This window comes from Aquimonas voraii (genome assembly GCF_900101825.1).
GTDB classification, from domain to species: domain Bacteria; phylum Pseudomonadota; class Gammaproteobacteria; order Xanthomonadales; family Xanthomonadaceae; genus Aquimonas; species Aquimonas voraii.
On the sequence record NZ_FNAG01000005.1, the window covers coordinates 183,655 to 199,974 of the forward strand.

The window sequence follows — 16,320 nt, forward strand, 5'->3', positions numbered from 1 at the left end:
CGACTTACTCCCAGGGCTCGACCTTCTCGACCTCGATCACGTAGTGCGACTGCGCGACGCTGTTGCGCGTGGGTTTGACTTCGAGCTTGCCGTAGACCCAGTAGGCGGCCCAGATCTCGGTCATCTCGATCGGCTCCTTGGGGGCGGCGAACACGATCTGGTTCGGCGGCGGCGGCGGCACGTGGATGCAGGCGCCGAAGTAGGGCACGACGAAGAATTCGCTGATCTTGTTGTCCTCGGTGATCGTCACCGGAACGATGTAGCCGGGCAGGCGGCCCTCCGCGCCGTTCAGCGCCAGCACCGGCGTGGACTCGCTGTAGTCGGGCGCGACCGGCTCGCCGTCGTGGTCGACCACGGCCTGGTCCTGCAGCAGCTTGAGCTCGTCCTCGGGAATCAGTTCCAGCCAGTCGAAAGTACGCACCTCGGCCAGCGCGGGCAGGGCGAACAGGGCAAACGTGAGGCTCAGCAGCAGACGTTTCATCATGGGGTTCCGGGGCGTGGGAGAGGGCCGTGGCGGCCTACTGGCGGACCATCATGCCGTCAGCCAGCGAGCGCCGATAGGCCAGAAAGGCAGGGATCAGGCCGACCGCCACGCCGGCGCCCAGCACCAGGCCAAGCAGCTTGAATTCGGCGACGCTCGGCCAGCCCAGTTCGATGGCAATGCCCGAAGCGCGCTCGATCGTCGGCGCCATCAGCGCCAGGCCGCCGTGCAGCAGGGCCAGCCCCAGCAGCAGGCCGACGGCCGTCAGCAGCAGGGCTTCCAGCAGCAGCAGGGCGGATACGGTGCCGGGGCCGGCGCCCAGCGCGCGCAGGATCGCCATCTCGCGGCGGCGCTCGCTCAGGGTGCCGAGCAGGGCGGCCAGCATGCCGAGCAGGCCGGCGGCGACCACGCAGGCGGCGGTGAGCATCAGCGCCTTCTCGACCACGCCCAGCATGCCCCAGAGCTGCTGCAGGGCGACGCCGGGCAGCACCGCGGTCAGGGGTTCGGCGCGGAACTCGTTGACCGCACGCTGCACCGCAAAGGTGGCCATGCGCGATTCGAGACCAACGAAGAAGGCCGTGATCGCGCGCGGCTGCAGGCGCTCGGGCGGGATCTCATCCGGTGCCCGGCCGATCCGCGTGCCGGCGCGCCAGTTGAGGTGGATGGCCTCGATCGCCTCCAGGCTGACATGCACGCTGTGGTCGATCGGCGTGCCGGTGCGGGCGAGCACGCCGACCACGGTGAAGGGCCGGTCGTCGTGCTGGTTGGGATTGAGGGTGCCGGTGCCGTGGGCCAGCACGATCGACTCGCCCAGCACATAGCCGAGCCGCTCGGCGACCTCGGCGCCAAGCACAGCCTCGAACAGGCCGTCGAAAGCCTGGCCCTGCTCGAAGCGCAACGCGCGGTTGCCGCCGGTGCGCACGTGCTCGAAGAAACCCGCCGTGGTGCCGACCACCCGATAGCCTTTGTGCGAATCGCCGAGGCTGATCGGCACCGTCCAGGCCACGTCCTCGCGCTCGGCGATTTCGCGGTAGCTCGCCCAGCTGACGTTGTTGGTGGCGTCGCCCAGGTGGAACACCGAGTACAGCAGCAGCTGCACCGGGTGCGCGCGCGCGCCGACGATGAGATCGGTGCCGGCCACGGTGCGCAGAAAGCTGTTGCGCGCCTCGTTGCGCAGGCGTTCGACGCCGAGCAGCAGCAGCACGCTCAGCGCGATGGTCGCCACTGTGACCAAGGCGGTGAAGCGGCGGTTGGCGAGGCTGGCCCAGGCCAGTCGGAGCAGGGCGCTCATGCGGCGGCCTCCGCGCGCGCGCCCTCGGCCTGCAGCTCGGGCAGTGAAAGGCTGCGGTCGAACAGCGGCATCAGCGCACGGTCATGGCTCACGAACAGCAGCGCGCTGCCGGCCTGCGCGCACTCGCGCAGCAGCAGCGCGATGAATTCCTCGCGCAGGTCGGAATCGAGCGCGGAGGTCGGCTCATCGGCCAGGATCAGCTCGGGTGCGCCGAGCAGGGCGCGCGCCGCGGCCACGCGCTGCTGCTGGCCGACGCTGAGCTGGGCGGCGGGGCGCTGCACCAGGGCGTCGCGCAGGCCGAGCTCGGACAACAGCCGGGTCGCCTGCGCCCGCGCGTCGCCGTCACGCGCCGCCGCGCGCGCGCCGCGGCGCTTCGAGAAGCGCGCCGCGAGCAGCACATTGTCGAGCGCCGACAGGAACGGCAGCAGATTGAACTGCTGGAAGATTACGCCGATGTGGTCGGCGCGCAGGCGATCACGTCGGCGCTGCGACAGGCGCTCAGCCGCATGGCCGGCGATCTTCAGCGAGCCGGCCTGCGGCGCCAGGGTGCCGGCGATCAGGCCGAGCAGGGTGCTCTTGCCGCTGCCGCTGGGCCCGGCCAGGAACAGGCGCTCGCCAGCGGCGAGATGGAAATGACGGATCGCCACCGTCGGTGCAGCGCTGCCTGGCCAGGCGAAGCGCAGGCCGTCGAGTTCGAGCGCCGCGGCCGGCGCGTGCGTGGAGGTCATGGCTGCAGTCGGATCACGCTCTGGCCCGGCGCCAGTCGACCGCCGTCCTGGGCCGTGTCGGTGACCAGCTGGTAGTCGATGCGCTCGAGCTTGGAAAAGTGCTGGAACAGCCGGACCTCGATCGCGCCCAGCGCCTCGGGTCGGCTGCACTCGAAGCGATGGTAGACCCGCCAGCTGCTGTGGCCGCCGTGCCCATGGTCATGGCCCTCGTGCGCGTGCTCGTGCGCATGGTCGTGATCGTGATCGTGATCGTTGCTTGCCCCCGCGGCCTCGGGCAGGTCGGCGTCGATGCGCGCGGACTGCACCGTGCAGCCGGCGGCGGGTTCCCAGCCGTACAGCGCACTGGGGTTGTTCAACAGCAGCCGCGCCTGCTCGACGCGAGCGACTTCCTCCGCGCCCTCGGGGGCGCGCTCGAAGCCGACGAACCCGTAGGCCGCGCCCTCGATCTGCAGCTCCAGCGTGCCGCCGGACAACGCCACGTCGAGGCGCGCCGCGCCGTGTTCGTGCGCTCCCTGCTCGCGCGGCGCCGCCCCCGCAGGCGCGGGCTCATGGGCGTGATCCCCGTGGGCTTGCGCCAGGCCAAGGCCGGGCAATGCGCAGGCGAGCAGGAGCAAGCTCGAGGGGTGCAGTCGCGGCAGGCGTGTGCGCATGGGCGGTTCCTGATGGAGCAGTGGTGGGAAAGGGGCGGCGGGCCGTCAGGACCGCGGCTGAGTTATGTTATAGCGCTTGCGACCCCTTGGCAGATGCCCATGTCCTCTCCCGCCGGCCGCGGTTCACCCCGCGCCTGGGTCGATCGCTTCGGCCTCGGTCTGGCGGTGCTGTGCGCCCTGCACTGTCTCGCCACCGCCGCCGTCCTGATCGGATTTCCCGCGCTCTGGCTGAAGCTGCGCTACCAGGCGCCGCAGTTCCTCTGGCTGTTCGAGGCCGAGCGCTGGATCGCCGGCCTTAGTCTCGCCATCGCCGCACTGGCCCTGCTGCTGGCCCTGCGCAAGCTGCGCGCGCCGGGCGCACGCAGTCTGCTGCTGCTCGGTGCAGGCAGCGTGAGCCTGGGCCTGTGGTGGCCACCGCTGGCGCACAGCCTGTGGAGCGTGCCGGCCGTGAGCGGTGGGGCCCTGATGATCGCGCTCGGCCACTACCGGCAGCTGCGGGGCTGGCGCCGCTGCAGCTGAACAATGCGGGGCCTGTCGGAAAGTGCGCTCGCAGTCCGTATCCTGTCCCGATCACTTCGCTTTCGAGGCCCTGCCATGCTGCGTGTCGCCCTGCTTTCCGCCGCCCTGAGCCTGTCCTTCGCCGCTGCCGCCGAAGAGCGCGTCGTGCTGGTCCTTGATGCTTCGGGCTCGATGTGGGGTCAGATCGAGGGCCGCAGCAAGATCGAGATCGCCCGCGAGACCGTTGCCGGTCTGGTCCGCGACTGGAAACCCGCGAATGCGCTGGGGCTGGTCGCCTACGGGCATCGCCGCAAGGGCGACTGCGCCGACATCGAGACCCTCATCGAATCCGGCCCGCTTGATGCCGACGGCTTCCTGCGCCAGGTCAACGCGCTGAATCCGAAGGGCATGACCCCGCTCTCCGCCGCCGTGGTGCAGGCCGCCGAGTCGCTGCGCCACGTCGAACAGAAGGCCACGGTGATCCTGGTCTCCGACGGCGAGGAAACCTGCAACCTCGACCCCTGCCAGGTCGGCCGCGAGCTCGAGGCGGCCGGCGTCGACTTCACCGCCCACGTGATCGGCTTCGACGTCGCCAATCCGCAGCATCAGGCGCAGCTGCGCTGCCTGGCCGAGAACACCGGCGGCCGCTATTTCAATGCGCGCAATGCCGATGAGCTTTCGGGCGCGCTCGGCGCCGTGGTGGCGGTCAGCACCGAGCCCGCGCCGCCGCCGGCATCCGCTTCGCTGGAGTCCGCCGACGAAGCGCCGGCCGCGGCCTCCGTGTCGGTCAGCTTCACCGGCCCGGCCGATCGCGGTGATTTCATCGGCCTGTACCGCGCCGCGGCCGCCGCCAACGAAAGCGAGCTGCGCTATGCCTGGGTCGAGAACGCCGAGGACGGCCGCGTGCAGGTGGCAACGCCCGCCGAAGCCGGCCGCTACGAGCTGCGCTATGTCAGCCCCGTGCGCGATTACGCGGTGCTCGCGCAGCGTCCGCTGACCGTGACCGACGTGGGTGCCGCGATCGAGGCGCCCGCCGAAGTCAGCGCGGGTACCCGGCTTACGGTGCGCGCGCGCGGCCCCGAGGGCAGTGGACATTGGGTCGGCTTCGCCAAGGTCGGCAGCGCGCCGGGCGCGGCGCTCGGCTATGCGCGCCCGACCGGACCGGAAAGCGAGCTGGAACTCATGGTCCCGGCAGAGCCCGGCGACTACGAACTGCGCTATGTGCTGAACGAATCCGAGCGCGTGCTGGTGAGCCGGCCGATCAAGGTGCTGGCTGCGAGCGTCTATGTGCGCGGTCCGGCCGAGGTTCCCGCCGGCGGCAGCGTCGAAGTCGAAGCGGCCGGCCCGATCGACGGCAGTCACTGGATCGGTTTTGCGCCGGCCGGCAGCAATGCCGGCAGCTACCGCGATTACGTGCGGCCGGCTGAAGGCCAGACCCGCTACACCCTGCGCGCGCCCGGCGAGCCCGGCGACTACGAGCTGCGCTACGTGCTGAACGAATCCGAAGCGGTGGCGGCGCGTCAGCCGATCCGCGTCGTGGCCGCGCAGGTGCGCATCGAGGCGCCGGCCTCGGCCCCCGCGGGCAGCGCCGTCGCGATCACGGTCGAGGGCCCCGCGGCCAGCGGCAGCTGGATCGGCTTCGCGCCGGTGGGCGCGGGCGACGGTGCCTGGGAGGGCCAGTACGCCGACTTCGACAGCAGCCCGCTCAGCGTCGAGCTCACCGCACCCGAGGGTACGGGTGCCTACGAGATCAAGCTGGTGAGCAGCGACGGCAAGGTATTGGCGCGGCGGCCGATCACCCTGCGCTGAGGCGAACGCCGGCGGTGCGCGTCGGGTATGCCGACGCGCTGAGGCCCATCGGCTTCAGCGAATCCTGAACTCCCGCGCTCAAAACAACTCCCCCTGCGGCGAGGCCGGCGGCACCCGCACCGCCACCCGACGGCGCTGGCTGCCGTGGCGCTCCAGCACCTCGCGGTTCAAGCGCGACAGCTCCGGCTGCTGCTGGCGCCAGGCGCTCAGGCGGGCGCGCGCCTCGCGCGCGGCCTGCACGTGTTCGACGATCGGCGCGGGGTAGTCGCGGCCGATCACTGCGCCGTACTTCGCCTGCTGCACAGCCCCCATCTTCCACGGCTCGTGGATCCAGGTCGCCGGCACGTTCGCCAGTTCCGGCACCCAGCGGCGAATGAAGTCGCCCTGTGGATCCTGGTCCTGCGACTGCTTCACCGGGCTGTACATGCGCGGGATGTTGATGCCGGTGACGCCGGCCTGCATCTGCACCTGGCTGTAGTGGATGCCGGGCTCGTAGTCGGTGAAGCAGCGCGCCAGATGCAGGGCCGGCTGCCGCCAGTGCAGCCACAGCTGCCAGGAGGCGATCGCCACCAGCATTGCGCGCATGCGGAAGTTGAGCCAGCCGGTCTGCACCAGCGCGCGCATGCAGGCATCGACAAAGGGCCAGCCGGTCTCGCCGCGCGCCCAGGCCTCGAAGCGCGCGCTGTCGAAGGCGTCCTCGCGCAGGCCGTCATAGCCAGGGTTGACGTTGCGGAACTCGATGGCCGGCTCGGATTCGAGCTTCTGGATGAAGTGGCAGTGCCAGTGCAGGCGCGACTCGAAGCTGGCCAGCGCCCGTGGCCACTGCCCGCGCAGCTCCTTCGGCAGCTGCTGCAGTTCGGCGCGACGCAGCCGCGCTGCATGCACCGCCTCGCGCATCGACAGCGTGCCGAGCGCGAGGTGCGGCGACAGGCGCGAGCAGGCGCGGCCGGCGGTGAGCGGGCTCGACATCTGCCGCGTGTAGTGCTCGCCGCGCTCGTGCAGGAAGCCCTGCAGGCAGCGCAGTGCGGCGGCGCGGCCGCCGGGCTGCACCGTTTCATCTTCAGGCGAGCCCGCGAGCCCACGCGGCCACTCGGGAATCGCGCCCGGCGCCAGCGCCGGATGCGCAGGCAGCGGCCTCAGCGCGCGCGGCGCATCGATCAACGGCGCGTCCATCAGCGCCTCCCACTGGCTGGCCCAGCGTGCGCGGCGCTTCAAGCCGCGCACCACGCCGAACTGCCGCCACTCGCGGAACACCACGCCGCGCTGCCGGCACCAGGCGGCCACCGCACGATCGCGGGCGAAGGTCCAGGCGTTGCCGGTTTCCTCGTGCGCGTACAGCGCATCGAAGGGCAGGGTGCGATGCAGGGCGTCGAGCACCGCGCAGACCTCACCCTCGCGCACCACGAGCGGCTGGCCCAGCGCCGCCAGCGCCTGGCGCAGCCCGGCGAGCGCCGGACGCAGCACCCGCCAGTGCCGCGCGGCCACGTCATCGAGCTGCCAGTAGCCGGGCTCCACCACATACAGTGGTAGCACCGCACCGCGCTCGGCGGCGACGGCCAGCGGCGCGTGATCGTGCACGCGCAGGTCGCGTTTGAACCAGACCAGGGTGGTGGGGGTGCTCATGGGCGCAGTGTTGCGGGGTGCGCTTGCGCAGGGCGTGAAGCGAGAGCGCCGCGAATCTGCAACCTTTGTTGTTTCAGAGTCGCGCTCCGGCAATGCTCGACGCCGAATCCCGAATCCCGAATCCCGAATCCCGAATCCCGAATCCCATGCTCGTCCAAGCCCCACGCAGCACCCCCAGCGCCACCGAGTTCGCCATCCTGATCGCAGTCGTGGTTGCCGCCCTGGTGTGGTCCGCCATCGACCCCACCGATCGCCTGACCTGGCTGCTGGAAGTGGTCTGGGTGATCGCCGCCCTGCCGCTGCTGATTGCCACCCGCCGGCGCTTTCCGCTGACCCGGCTGCTGTACTGGCTGATCGCCATCCACTGCCTGATCCTGATCTACGGCGGCGCCTGGACCTATGCGCAGACGCCGCTGGGCCTGTGGGTGCAGGAGGCACTGGAGCTTTCGCGCAACCACTACGACCGCCTTGGCCACTTCGCCCAAGGCTTCATCCCCGCCATCCTCGGCCGCGAGCTGCTGCTGCGGAAGACCGAACTGCGCGAGGGCGCTTGGCTGTTCTACCTGGTGACCTCGGCCTGTCTCGCCTTCTCGGCCTTCTTCGAAATGCTGGAGTGGTGGGCGGCGCTGGTCTGGGGCGGCGCCGCCGATGCCTTCCTCGCCACCCAGGGCGACGTCTGGGACACCCAGTGGGACATGTTCCTCGCGCTCTGCGGCGCGATTGCAGCGCAGCTGCTGCTGGCTCGCTGGCACGCGCGCCAGCTGCCGGCGGCCTGAGCCGTCTCTGTTCGCCACGCGGCGCCCGGCCCTGCAGCCGCGCCGGGGCGACCTGCTAGATTGTTGCGCCGCGGCGATGTGCCCCAGTCGTGCCCGCGCGCTCGCGCGATACCAGCAAGGACTCCGATGAAGCTCTCCGATCTCACCTGCCTGCCCGCGTGCCCGCGGGTCGGCGAACCGCTCAGCCTGCGGCTCTCGCTCAGGATCGATGCGCCGATCGTGTTCGAGCCTGAGCTCGAACTGCGTCTGCTGGATGCCGAGGGCGGCCTCGTCGCCGATGCCCGACTGCGCCACAGCCTGCCCGCCGGTTGGCTGCCGCGCGGCGAGTACCGTTTCAGCGCCAGCCTGCCGGAATGGAGCCTGCCGCCTGGCCGCTACCGCGCCTGGATCGAGCCCTCGCACAAGCGTGTGGAAGGGTGGCGGAGTGAGGCCGCCGCCGAGCTTGAGTTTGTGGTCGAAGGCCACGGCGGCGCAGGTACTGCCCCCATGGTTCACCTGCACCTCGAGAGTGCGCCCGGTACCACGCCGCTGTCCGAGCTGGCCTGGGCACGCGGCCACGAAGACTGGTTCTTCCGGCATTTCGACCACGCAGCCTGCACGGTGCTGAGCTACATGCTCGATGACCACCCGCTGCTGCGTGGCCGCGTGCTCGACCTCGGATGCGGCGATGGAATCACCGCGCTTGGGATGGCCCTGCGCTGCGAGCCTGAGCTGCTGGTTGGGATCGATCCGTTTCCGCTGTTCGAGCGCCTGCCCGAGATGATCGAGCGCGCCCACGTGCCGCGCGATGTCATCCCGGCCTGTCTGCGCTTCGAGCAGGCCGACGGTCGCCATCTGCCCTTCGAGGACGACAGCTTCGACGTGGTGGTGTCCTGGGGCTCGCTTGAGCACGTGCCGGGCGGCTACGGTCAGGTGATGCGGGAGGTCAAGCGGGTCTTGCGCGACGGCGGCCTGTTCTTCGCGCATCCTGGCCTCTACTACGCCAAGTTCGGCTCGCACCTCGCCGAATTCTGCGCCGAGCCCTGGTTCCACCTGCGCCACTCGCGTGAGGAGATCGAGCGCATCGTGCGTGAAACGCCGCCCCAGCTCATGGACCGAAGCGGCCATGTGGCGACGCCTGATCAATACCTTCAGTGGTACGACGAGCTCAACAAGATGACCGTGGAGGATTTCGAGCGCGACCTGCGCGCGCTGGATTTCGAACCCTGGCGGCTCGCCCTGCGTTGCGAGGATCGGGTCGACTACCCGCCTGACCTCGTCCACTACCCGTTTACCCGACTGGCGATCAGCGAGCTCTACGTGAGCTGCTGGAACCGCAAGCACCCGCGCCCGCCCGGCTATCTGCAGCGGCCGTTGATCCCGTCCTGATGAAGCGGCCTGCCCTGCTCAGCCTGCGTGCCTGGCGCAAACGCGCGCGCGAACTGACCGAGATGTACGCGCTGCCGCTATGTGGTGCGCTGCTGCCATGGTCGCTGACCCGGCGACTGCTGGCGCGCCTGGCTGCGCATCAGAGCTGGTACCGCGATGAGGTGCAGCCGGCCGAAGAGTATGCCCACCGCGCCGGCTTCGCGCCGGATCGCGCCGCCTTCGGCCGGCGCATGCGCTGGCGCCTGCTGATCGAGCACATGGACGGCTTCCTGGTGCCGCTGCGCTCGCGTCGCTACCTGCAGCGCTGGGTGCGCGCCGAGGGGGATCCGCTGCCAGAGCAGGGGCCGGTGATGTTCATCGGCACTCATTTCGGCTGCGGCTACTGGTTCCTGCCGCTGGTGCGCGAACACGGCCTACCACCGAACATCGTGGCGCCGCAGCTCGGCCCGCTGTTGGCGCGCAGTTCGCTCCTGCAGAACATCTATTCGCGCATGCGGCATTGGCTGCTGACCCTCGCCACCGGGCGTCCATTGGTCTACCGCGGCAACGCGGTGGCCGCCTTGACCGAACTGATGCGCGCCGGGCAGGTGACATTCGGCTTGTGTGACATCCCTACCAACCGCGAGAACGCGGTCGAGGTTGAACTCTGCGGACGGCGCACGCGCCTGGCAGACAATATGTTCGCGCTGGCTGCACGCGAGTCGGTACCTGTCTACCTGTTCATGTCCGACACCGAGCTGGAAACCGGCTTGCGCCGGGTCTATTTCGAGCGCGCCGAGGGTGAGCCACGAGCGCAGGTGAAGCAATTGGCGCGTCTGCTCGACCGTCATATTCAACGCGACCCGAGCGGCTGGCGTTTCTGGTCAATCGCACCCAGCTTCTTTCCCGAACTGGCTGATCCTTGATGCGGTAATCGAAGTGGACACCGTGACGCGTTGGCGGGCCTCTAGAAAACTTTCGTCGTTGCGGGTAGGCATGACGCTCCTGGATGACCGCCCGCCATGCGGGCCGACGCGCCGAACGGGATCCTGCGACCACAGACCCACCCTCTATGCGCCGCGCTTCCCGCGACAAGCCGCCTTCGAGACCTCAGTCGCTGCATGAGCAGTGCAGGCCCACCGCGAGTTCAGCTGCGTGGCGCGTCCGGATCTGAGCTGCTTTCCAACTCACCGCGTTCCGCGCGTGCTGTGTGGCCCTTCTCGTCGGCCTCGATCCGCAGCGGAAAACGCACCACCACCCCGCGCAGGGCCGGCGGGGGCGATCCCGCATGCGGGCCCTCCCACAGCGGCCGCACCTCGTCAGGCCGCGCCGGTTCGAAAGTCGCCTCGTCGGCAGCGCGTGCCTGTGCTTCCAATTCCTCCTCGATCTCCCAGCTGTAGCGCTTGCGCGGCGGCAGGGGATCGAGCCGCGCCCACAAGAGGCCGCTGATCACGCCGAACACCGCGCCGGCGAGGTGGTACTCCCAGCTCACTCCGGGCTCGCGGGGCAGTACGGTCAGCAGCATGCCGCCGTAAAGGAAGAAAGCGATGAAGCCGGTGGCAATGGCGATCCGGTCGCGACGCATCAGGCCCAGCGTCAACAGCAGGAACATCAGGCCGTGGGTGAGCCCGCTGGCACCGATATGGAAGCTCTCGCGGGCGAAGCCCCAGACCGCCAGCCCGGCCAGCCCCCAGATCAGCGGCAGGCTGCGCCAGCTGGCTTTCGGGAACGAAGCGAAGGCCAGCGTGCCCAGCACCAGCAGGGCGAGCGTGTTCGACATCAGATGCGCCACCGAGCCGTGCAGCAGCGGCGCAGTCAGCACCCCGAGCAGGCCGGCCCACTCGCGCGGGCGGTTGCCGAGCACGCCGAAGTCGGTGTCGAAGGCGAGCTCGAAGGCTTTGATCCACCACAACAGCACGATGAAGCCGCCGGCGATCAGCAGGCCGCGGCGCATACGCTGGCGATCGTGGGCGGCCTGGGTGGCCGGGTCGGGATGGGTTTCGTGTACGGGCAGGTCCATGGAGGCTATCGGTTGGGGCGCGCTGCTGCCTGCGCAAGAGTCGGCGTCGGCGCGTTGCGCGCGTGGGCTCACGCAGAGGCTGCCGCAAGACGCCCGGCGCACTGCGCCCTTTCAGCCGCGCTTCATGCCCGCCAGAACCGCAGGCCGCTGCCGCGGGTTTTTACAAGGCACTGAAAATACAGGGTAAATCCTGAGTTGCTGGGCGATGTCGGGGGCTCCGGCGACGCCGAGCCAGGGCGCTGCTGCGGCCACACTCACCCGTCCTTGTCCTTGTTGCACTGCCGCAGGCCGTAAGATGCGCGCCCTCACGAATGTCCTGCGCCCGCCGCGCTTTACGCGGATCTCACGCGCTCCCAGAACACACCGAATGACTGACTCCGCCGCCATCGAGTTCGACCGCGTCACGCTGGCGCGTGGCCCGCGCGTGATCCTGCGCGAGGCCAGCCTGCGCGTGCCGGCCGGCAAGGTCACCGCGGTGATCGGCCCCTCGGGCGCCGGCAAGTCGACCCTGCTGCACGCGGTCACTGGCGAGCTTGAGCCCAGCGCTGGCCGCGTCCGCGTGCTCGGCTTCGAGCACCCGGCGCGCAGCACCGCCGAGCTGTTCCGTCTGCGTCGACGCATGGGCGTGCTGCTGCAGGGCAATGGTCTGCTGACCGACCTCTCCACCTTCGAGAACGTCGCCCTGCCGCTGCGCGAGCACACCCGCCTGCCGGAGCCGGTGCTGCGCGAGCTGGTGCAGATGAAGTTGAACGCTGTCGGCCTGGCCGAGGCCGGCGCGCTGATGCCTCAGGAGCTCTCCGGCGGCATGGCGCGGCGCGTGGCGCTGGCGCGCGCCCTGGTGCTGGATCCGCCGCTGATGCTCTACGACGAGCCGCTGACCGGCCTCGACCCCATCGCCTGCGGCGTGATCCTCTCGCTGATCCGCAACTTGAACGACAGCCTCGGCCTGTCCAGCTTCGTGATCACCCACCACGTCGCCGAGACCCTGGCCATGGCCGATCACGTGGTGGTCGTCGCCGAGCAGGGCATCGCCTTCGCCGGCTCGCCCGATGCGCTGAATGCCACCCGCGACCCGCTGCTGCGCCAGTTCCTGAACGGTACGCCGGACGGTCCGATCGGCTTTGACTACCGCCGCAGCGGCACAGGAGCGGCGCATGGCTGAGATGCTCGCCGCGCTGGGCCGCATGGGCCTGTTCCTGCTGCGCGTGCTGGGCGCGATCCGGCCGGGCCACGGCTTCGTCCGCGACACCGCCGCGCAGATCTATTCGATCGGTTCGCGCTCGGTCTCGATCGTCGCGGTCGGCGGCGCCTTCGTCGGCCTGGTGCTGGCCCTGCAGGGCTACCGCACCTTGAGCACCTTCGGTGCCGGCAGCTCGCTGGGCACGCTGCTGGGACTCACGCTCTACCGAGAGCTCGGGCCGGTGCTGGCGGCGATCCTGTTCTGCGGTCGCGCCGGTTCGGCGATGGCCGCCGAGCTGGGCCTGATGCGCGCTACCGACCAGATCACCGCGCTGTCGATGATGGCCATCGATCCCGTGCGCAAGGTGGTCGCGCCGCGCTTCCTGGCCGGCGTCATCAGCCTGCCGGTGCTGACCATGGTGTTCTGCGCCTTCGCCATCCTCGGTGGCTACGTGCAGGGCGTGCTGGTACTCGGCTTGGACAGCGGCTTCTACTGGAGCTCGCTGCAGCAGAACATCGACCTGGTGGACGACTTCGGCCAGGCCATCGTCAAGTCGATCTTCTTCGGCATCGCCACCACCCTGATCGCCACCTACGCCGGCTACCACGCGCCGCCCACCATCGAGGGCACCTCGGTGGCCACCACGCGCTCGGTGGTGATGGGCTCGCTGATGGTGCTGTGCCTCGATTTCATCCTGAGCGCTACGTTGTACTGAGGACGCCATGGCAACTTCTGCAAAGACCGAATGGAGCGTCGGCTTCTTCATCCTGATGGGCTTCGCCTGCGCCCTGGTGCTGGCGTTTGCCTCCACCAACTCGAAGGACGGCCTGCGCGGCGAGAGCTACAGCGTGATCGCCCGCTTCTCGAATGCCGGCGAGCTCAAGGTGCGCGCGCCGGTGCGCATCGCCGGCGTCAAGGTGGGCGAGGTCGCGAGCGTGGTGTTGGACCCGGTCAGCTTCGATGCCATCGCCACCCTGCGTATCAGCGCGGACGCCGGCGAGCTGCCGGCGGACACCGCCGCGGCGATCTACACCAGCGGACTGCTGGGGGATCGCTATGTCGGCCTGGCGCCGGGCGGCGACCCCGAGCCGCTCAAGGACGGCGACGAGATCCTGCTGACCCAGTCGGCGGTGGTGCTGGAGCAGCTCATCGGCCAGTTCATGTTCGGTAACGGCGAGTCGGGCGACAAGACCGACTCGAACCCCGGCGCTAAGGAGTAAAGGAGAACCCCATGCGCATTACCCATCTCGTGCAGTCGAGCCTGCTTGCCCTGCTGCTCTGCGCAAGTGTGGCGGTGGCCGCCAATGTGCGCCCTGCCGCCATCGTCGAGGAGCGCACCGAGAGCGTGCTCAAGACCCTGGTCGAGCAGCGCGCCGAGTTCAGCGCCGATCGCGGCAAGCTCGACCGCTTCGTCGAGACCGAGCTGGACGCCCTGTTCGATCGCGAATACTCGGCCCGCCTGGTGCTGGGCCGGCACAGCCGCGGCGCCGACCCGGCCAAGGTCAGCGCCTTCGCCGACGCGCTGGTGAAGAGCCTGCTGAAGAAGTACGGCGCCGCCCTGCTCGACGCCGATCCCAGCCTCGACATCAAGGTCGCCGGCGAGACCGAGCTGCGCGGCGGCCAGATCGTCCGCGTGGCCAGCGAGATCCACCGCCGCGGCGGTGCGCCGGTCAAGGTCGATTACCTGTTCCGCCCGGCCGGCGACGCCTGGCTGGTGTTCGACGTGATCGTCGAGGGCGTGTCCTATGTGCAGACCTTCCGCACGCAGTTCGACGAACGCCTGCGCCGACAGAGCCTCGACCAGGTCATCGAAGGGCTGAACCGCGGCGAGATCGATGTCGAAGGCTGAGCCCGCCCTGCGCGCCCGTTTCGAGGCCGGCGTGCTGCAGCTCCAGGGGCGCCTGGGCGTCGACGAGGCGGCGCAGCTGCTTGCCGAGACGACGCAACACGCTGCGGGCCTGCAGCGCATCGACCTCGGCGCGCTCGATGACATCGACAGCGCCGGCGTGGCCTGCCTGCACCTGCTGCAGCGGCAGGCCCGCGCCGCGGGTCGTACGTTGGTCCTGCAGCCGGTGTCGCCCCGCTATCGGGCCATCTGCATCGCCCACCGACTGTCCATCGACTGACGCGTACACTCGGCGCGCTTCGCGCTGAGCGGACCCACCGCCACACCCCGTCGCACCGAGCGCAGGAGAGCGCCATGAACACTCGCACCGCACGCAGCCTCGTCGTTGGCGCCCTTGCGCTGGCGCTGCTGGGCCTGGGCCAGGATGGCCGCGCGCAGGACACCGGCACGTCCTCCAGCTGGGGCCCGAGTCTGGACCTCGAGAACTCGGGCCCGCGGAGCGCCGAGCACGCCTCGGCGCAGTCGCCGGCCGACCCCTGGGAGCGTTTCAACCGCCCCATGCATCGCTTCAACATGACCCTGGACCGCATCGCCCTGCGGCCGGTGGCCAAGACCTACCAGACGCTGGCGCCGGCGCCGCTGCGCAACGGCGTGCGCAGGTTCTTCAGCAATCTGCAGCAGCCGCTGGCCTCACTCAACCTGCTGCTGCAGGGCGAGCCCGGTCCGGCCGGTGCCGCGCTCGGCCGCTTCGCGATCAACGCCACCGTCGGCATCGGCGGTTTCTTCGATCCGGCCAGCCGCATGGACATTCCCTACCGTGACGCCGACTTCGGCCAGACCCTGGGCCGCTGGGGCTGGCGCGAGTCGCGCTATCTCGTCATGCCGATTTTCGGCCCGGGCACCGTGCGCGATGTCGGCGGCCGCCTTGCCACCACCCGCGTCAGCCCCGTCAGCTGGACGGCCCGCGAATACGGTTGGGGTGTCAGCGTGATGTACGGCCTCGATGCGCGCGCCAACGCGCTGCAGTTCGACGACCTGCTGCGCGAGGCTGAAGACGACTACCTGCTGATCCGCGATGCCTATCTGCAGCGCCGCCGCTGTCAGATCGAGGACTGCAGTGGCGACCTGCCGGATTATCTGCTGCCCGACTACGACTACGAGATCCCGGACGTCGACTTCGGCGAGATCCGGCGCTGAGCCTGCAGACGCGAAGCGGCGGCGGAGTGGGCTGAGTAACCGCCCGCTGCTCGCATTCACGGCCGGACGCTCCCGTCGCGCCTACGCTTTCCAGCACAAGGGCCGATGCAGCCCGACCGCAGACCGCAGGCGTTTCCATGTCCACGCAGCCGCAGCCCGACCGTCTCGATGCCGTGCTCGACCAGGCCTGGAGCCTGCTGATCGAAGGCGCGGCGCGCCGCCAGTCGCCCTTCCATCAAGGCGTGCTCGCCAACCTTGGCGACGCAGGACCGGAAGCGCGCTACGTCGTCTTGCGCCGCGCCGAGCGTGAGCAGGCGCGGCTCGCCTTCCACACCGACCGCCGCTCGCCCAAGCTGGGCCAGCTGCAGAAGGATCCACGCGCCAGCTGGTGCTTTTTCGGCGAGGGCGTACAGCTGCGTCTCGCAGGTCGCGCCACCCCGTGCACCGACGGCGAACGCGTCGAGGCCGCCTGGCAGCGCACCAGCACGTTCGGCCGTCGCTGCTACACCGTCGGGAATGCGCCGGGCGCCGTGCTGATCGAGGCCGGCAGCGGACTGCCGGCCGAGTCGCTGCAGCCCGGGCTGGCGCCCGCACTCGTGGACCTCGGCCGTGAGCACTTCGCTCTGGTCGAGTTCCAGCTCGAACGCATCGACTGGCTGCATCTCGCCCATAGCGGTCATCGACGCGCACGGTTCGAGGCCGATGACGGCTGGCAGGGGCGGTGGGTGCAGCCCTGAGGACCGCTCTCGGGAACGCGGGAGTGCGTCCGCGTTGCCTGCGCGAGGCAGCGCCCGCAATGCCGATCCCGCTGCGGGCTCCCAGACTCCAACCGAAGCGGCCATCGGACGGCGCTCTGGCCGACGGGTGTGTTTAC

The 16,320-nt window shown here is 69.9% G+C and carries 18 protein-coding genes; 12 read left to right on the forward strand and 6 right to left on the reverse strand.

The genetic code is table 11. The features are described from left to right. Positions 1-4: 4 nt before the first annotated feature. The 4 genes from BLP83_RS10620 to BLP83_RS10635 are packed head-to-tail and all read right to left on the reverse strand — an operon-like array spanning position 5 to position 3,150. On the reverse strand, positions 5-481 hold the full coding sequence (locus BLP83_RS10620; RefSeq protein WP_176764132.1) for a DUF3299 domain-containing protein: 477 nt from the start codon (positions 479-481) through the stop codon (positions 5-7). Positions 482-518: 37 nt separating this feature from the next. Next, positions 519-1,772 (reverse strand): ABC transporter permease, encoded by a 1,254-nt coding sequence (locus BLP83_RS10625; RefSeq protein WP_091242356.1) that lies wholly within the window; start codon positions 1,770-1,772, stop codon positions 519-521. Continuing rightward, the gene (locus tag BLP83_RS10630) at positions 1,769-2,500 is read right to left on the reverse strand and encodes an ABC transporter ATP-binding protein (RefSeq protein WP_091242359.1); all 732 of its coding nucleotides are present in this window, start codon (positions 2,498-2,500) and stop codon (positions 1,769-1,771) included. The genes BLP83_RS10625 and BLP83_RS10630 overlap by 4 nt, the downstream gene beginning before the upstream one ends. Then, on the reverse strand, positions 2,497-3,150 hold the full coding sequence (locus tag BLP83_RS10635) for a ZrgA family zinc uptake protein (protein ID WP_091242361.1): 654 nt from the start codon (positions 3,148-3,150) through the stop codon (positions 2,497-2,499). The genes BLP83_RS10630 and BLP83_RS10635 overlap by 4 nt, the downstream gene beginning before the upstream one ends. Before the next feature lie 99 nt (positions 3,151-3,249). Between BLP83_RS10635 and BLP83_RS10640 the strand changes: the two genes are divergently transcribed. After that, positions 3,250-3,669, forward strand: coding sequence for a MerC family mercury resistance protein (locus BLP83_RS10640; protein WP_176764133.1), 420 nt, complete (start codon positions 3,250-3,252; stop codon positions 3,667-3,669). Between the two features lie 75 nt (positions 3,670-3,744). Next, positions 3,745-5,457: a vWA domain-containing protein gene (locus BLP83_RS10645; protein WP_176764134.1), complete on the forward strand. Its 1,713-nt coding sequence runs from the start codon at positions 3,745-3,747 to the stop codon at positions 5,455-5,457. 78 nt (positions 5,458-5,535) lie between these two features. Here the strand turns inward: BLP83_RS10645 and BLP83_RS10650 are convergent, their stop codons facing one another. Next, positions 5,536-7,080: an FAD-binding domain-containing protein gene (locus tag BLP83_RS10650; RefSeq protein WP_091242367.1), complete on the reverse strand. Its 1,545-nt coding sequence runs from the start codon at positions 7,078-7,080 to the stop codon at positions 5,536-5,538. Between the two features lie 146 nt (positions 7,081-7,226). Between BLP83_RS10650 and BLP83_RS10655 the strand changes: the two genes are divergently transcribed. The 3 genes from BLP83_RS10655 (at position 7,227) to BLP83_RS10665 (ending at position 10,129) form a co-directional block, all read left to right on the forward strand. Beyond that, a complete protein-coding gene (locus tag BLP83_RS10655; RefSeq protein WP_091242370.1) occupies positions 7,227-7,856 on the forward strand; it encodes a DUF2238 domain-containing protein in 630 nt (209 codons plus the stop codon). A 126-nt stretch (positions 7,857-7,982) separates the two neighbouring features. Further along, positions 7,983-9,224, forward strand: a complete 1,242-nt coding sequence (locus BLP83_RS10660) for a class I SAM-dependent methyltransferase (protein WP_091242373.1) — start codon at positions 7,983-7,985, stop codon at positions 9,222-9,224. Continuing rightward, entirely contained in the window at positions 9,224-10,129 is a 906-nt protein-coding gene (locus tag BLP83_RS10665) for a lysophospholipid acyltransferase family protein (RefSeq protein ID WP_091242374.1), read from the forward strand. The genes BLP83_RS10660 and BLP83_RS10665 overlap by 1 nt, the downstream gene beginning before the upstream one ends. Positions 10,130-10,350: 221 nt before the next feature. Here BLP83_RS10665 and BLP83_RS10670 read toward each other — a convergent pair whose 3' ends face one another. Next, a complete protein-coding gene (locus BLP83_RS10670) occupies positions 10,351-11,223 on the reverse strand; it encodes a rhomboid family intramembrane serine protease (RefSeq protein WP_091242377.1) in 873 nt (290 codons plus the stop codon). Positions 11,224-11,590: 367 nt separating this feature from the next. On the opposite strand from BLP83_RS10670, the gene BLP83_RS10675 reads away from it, so the two are divergent. The 7 genes from BLP83_RS10675 to BLP83_RS10705 all read left to right on the forward strand — a co-directional run bounded on the left by BLP83_RS10675 (position 11,591) and on the right by BLP83_RS10705 (position 16,183). Then, on the forward strand, positions 11,591-12,385 hold the full coding sequence (locus BLP83_RS10675) for an ABC transporter ATP-binding protein (protein ID WP_091242380.1): 795 nt from the start codon (positions 11,591-11,593) through the stop codon (positions 12,383-12,385). Beyond that, positions 12,378-13,118, forward strand: a complete 741-nt coding sequence (locus BLP83_RS10680) for an MlaE family lipid ABC transporter permease subunit (protein ID WP_091242382.1) — start codon at positions 12,378-12,380, stop codon at positions 13,116-13,118. The genes BLP83_RS10675 and BLP83_RS10680 overlap by 8 nt, the downstream gene beginning before the upstream one ends. Positions 13,119-13,125: 7 nt before the next feature. Continuing rightward, a complete protein-coding gene (gene mlaD, locus BLP83_RS10685; protein WP_091242384.1) occupies positions 13,126-13,623 on the forward strand; it encodes an outer membrane lipid asymmetry maintenance protein MlaD in 498 nt (165 codons plus the stop codon). A gap of 11 nt (positions 13,624-13,634) precedes the next feature. After that, a complete protein-coding gene (locus BLP83_RS10690) occupies positions 13,635-14,252 on the forward strand; it encodes an MlaC/ttg2D family ABC transporter substrate-binding protein (protein ID WP_245680014.1) in 618 nt (205 codons plus the stop codon). Beyond that, the gene (locus BLP83_RS10695) at positions 14,239-14,529 is read left to right on the forward strand and encodes an STAS domain-containing protein (RefSeq protein ID WP_091242386.1); all 291 of its coding nucleotides are present in this window, start codon (positions 14,239-14,241) and stop codon (positions 14,527-14,529) included. Before BLP83_RS10690 ends, BLP83_RS10695 begins: the two co-directional genes overlap by 14 nt. A gap of 74 nt (positions 14,530-14,603) precedes the next feature. After that, positions 14,604-15,446 (forward strand): MlaA family lipoprotein, encoded by an 843-nt coding sequence (locus tag BLP83_RS10700; RefSeq protein WP_091242388.1) that lies wholly within the window; start codon positions 14,604-14,606, stop codon positions 15,444-15,446. 137 nt (positions 15,447-15,583) lie between these two features. Next, positions 15,584-16,183, forward strand: coding sequence for a pyridoxamine 5'-phosphate oxidase family protein (locus BLP83_RS10705; protein ID WP_091242391.1), 600 nt, complete (start codon positions 15,584-15,586; stop codon positions 16,181-16,183). The last annotated feature ends 137 nt before the right edge of the window (positions 16,184-16,320 follow it).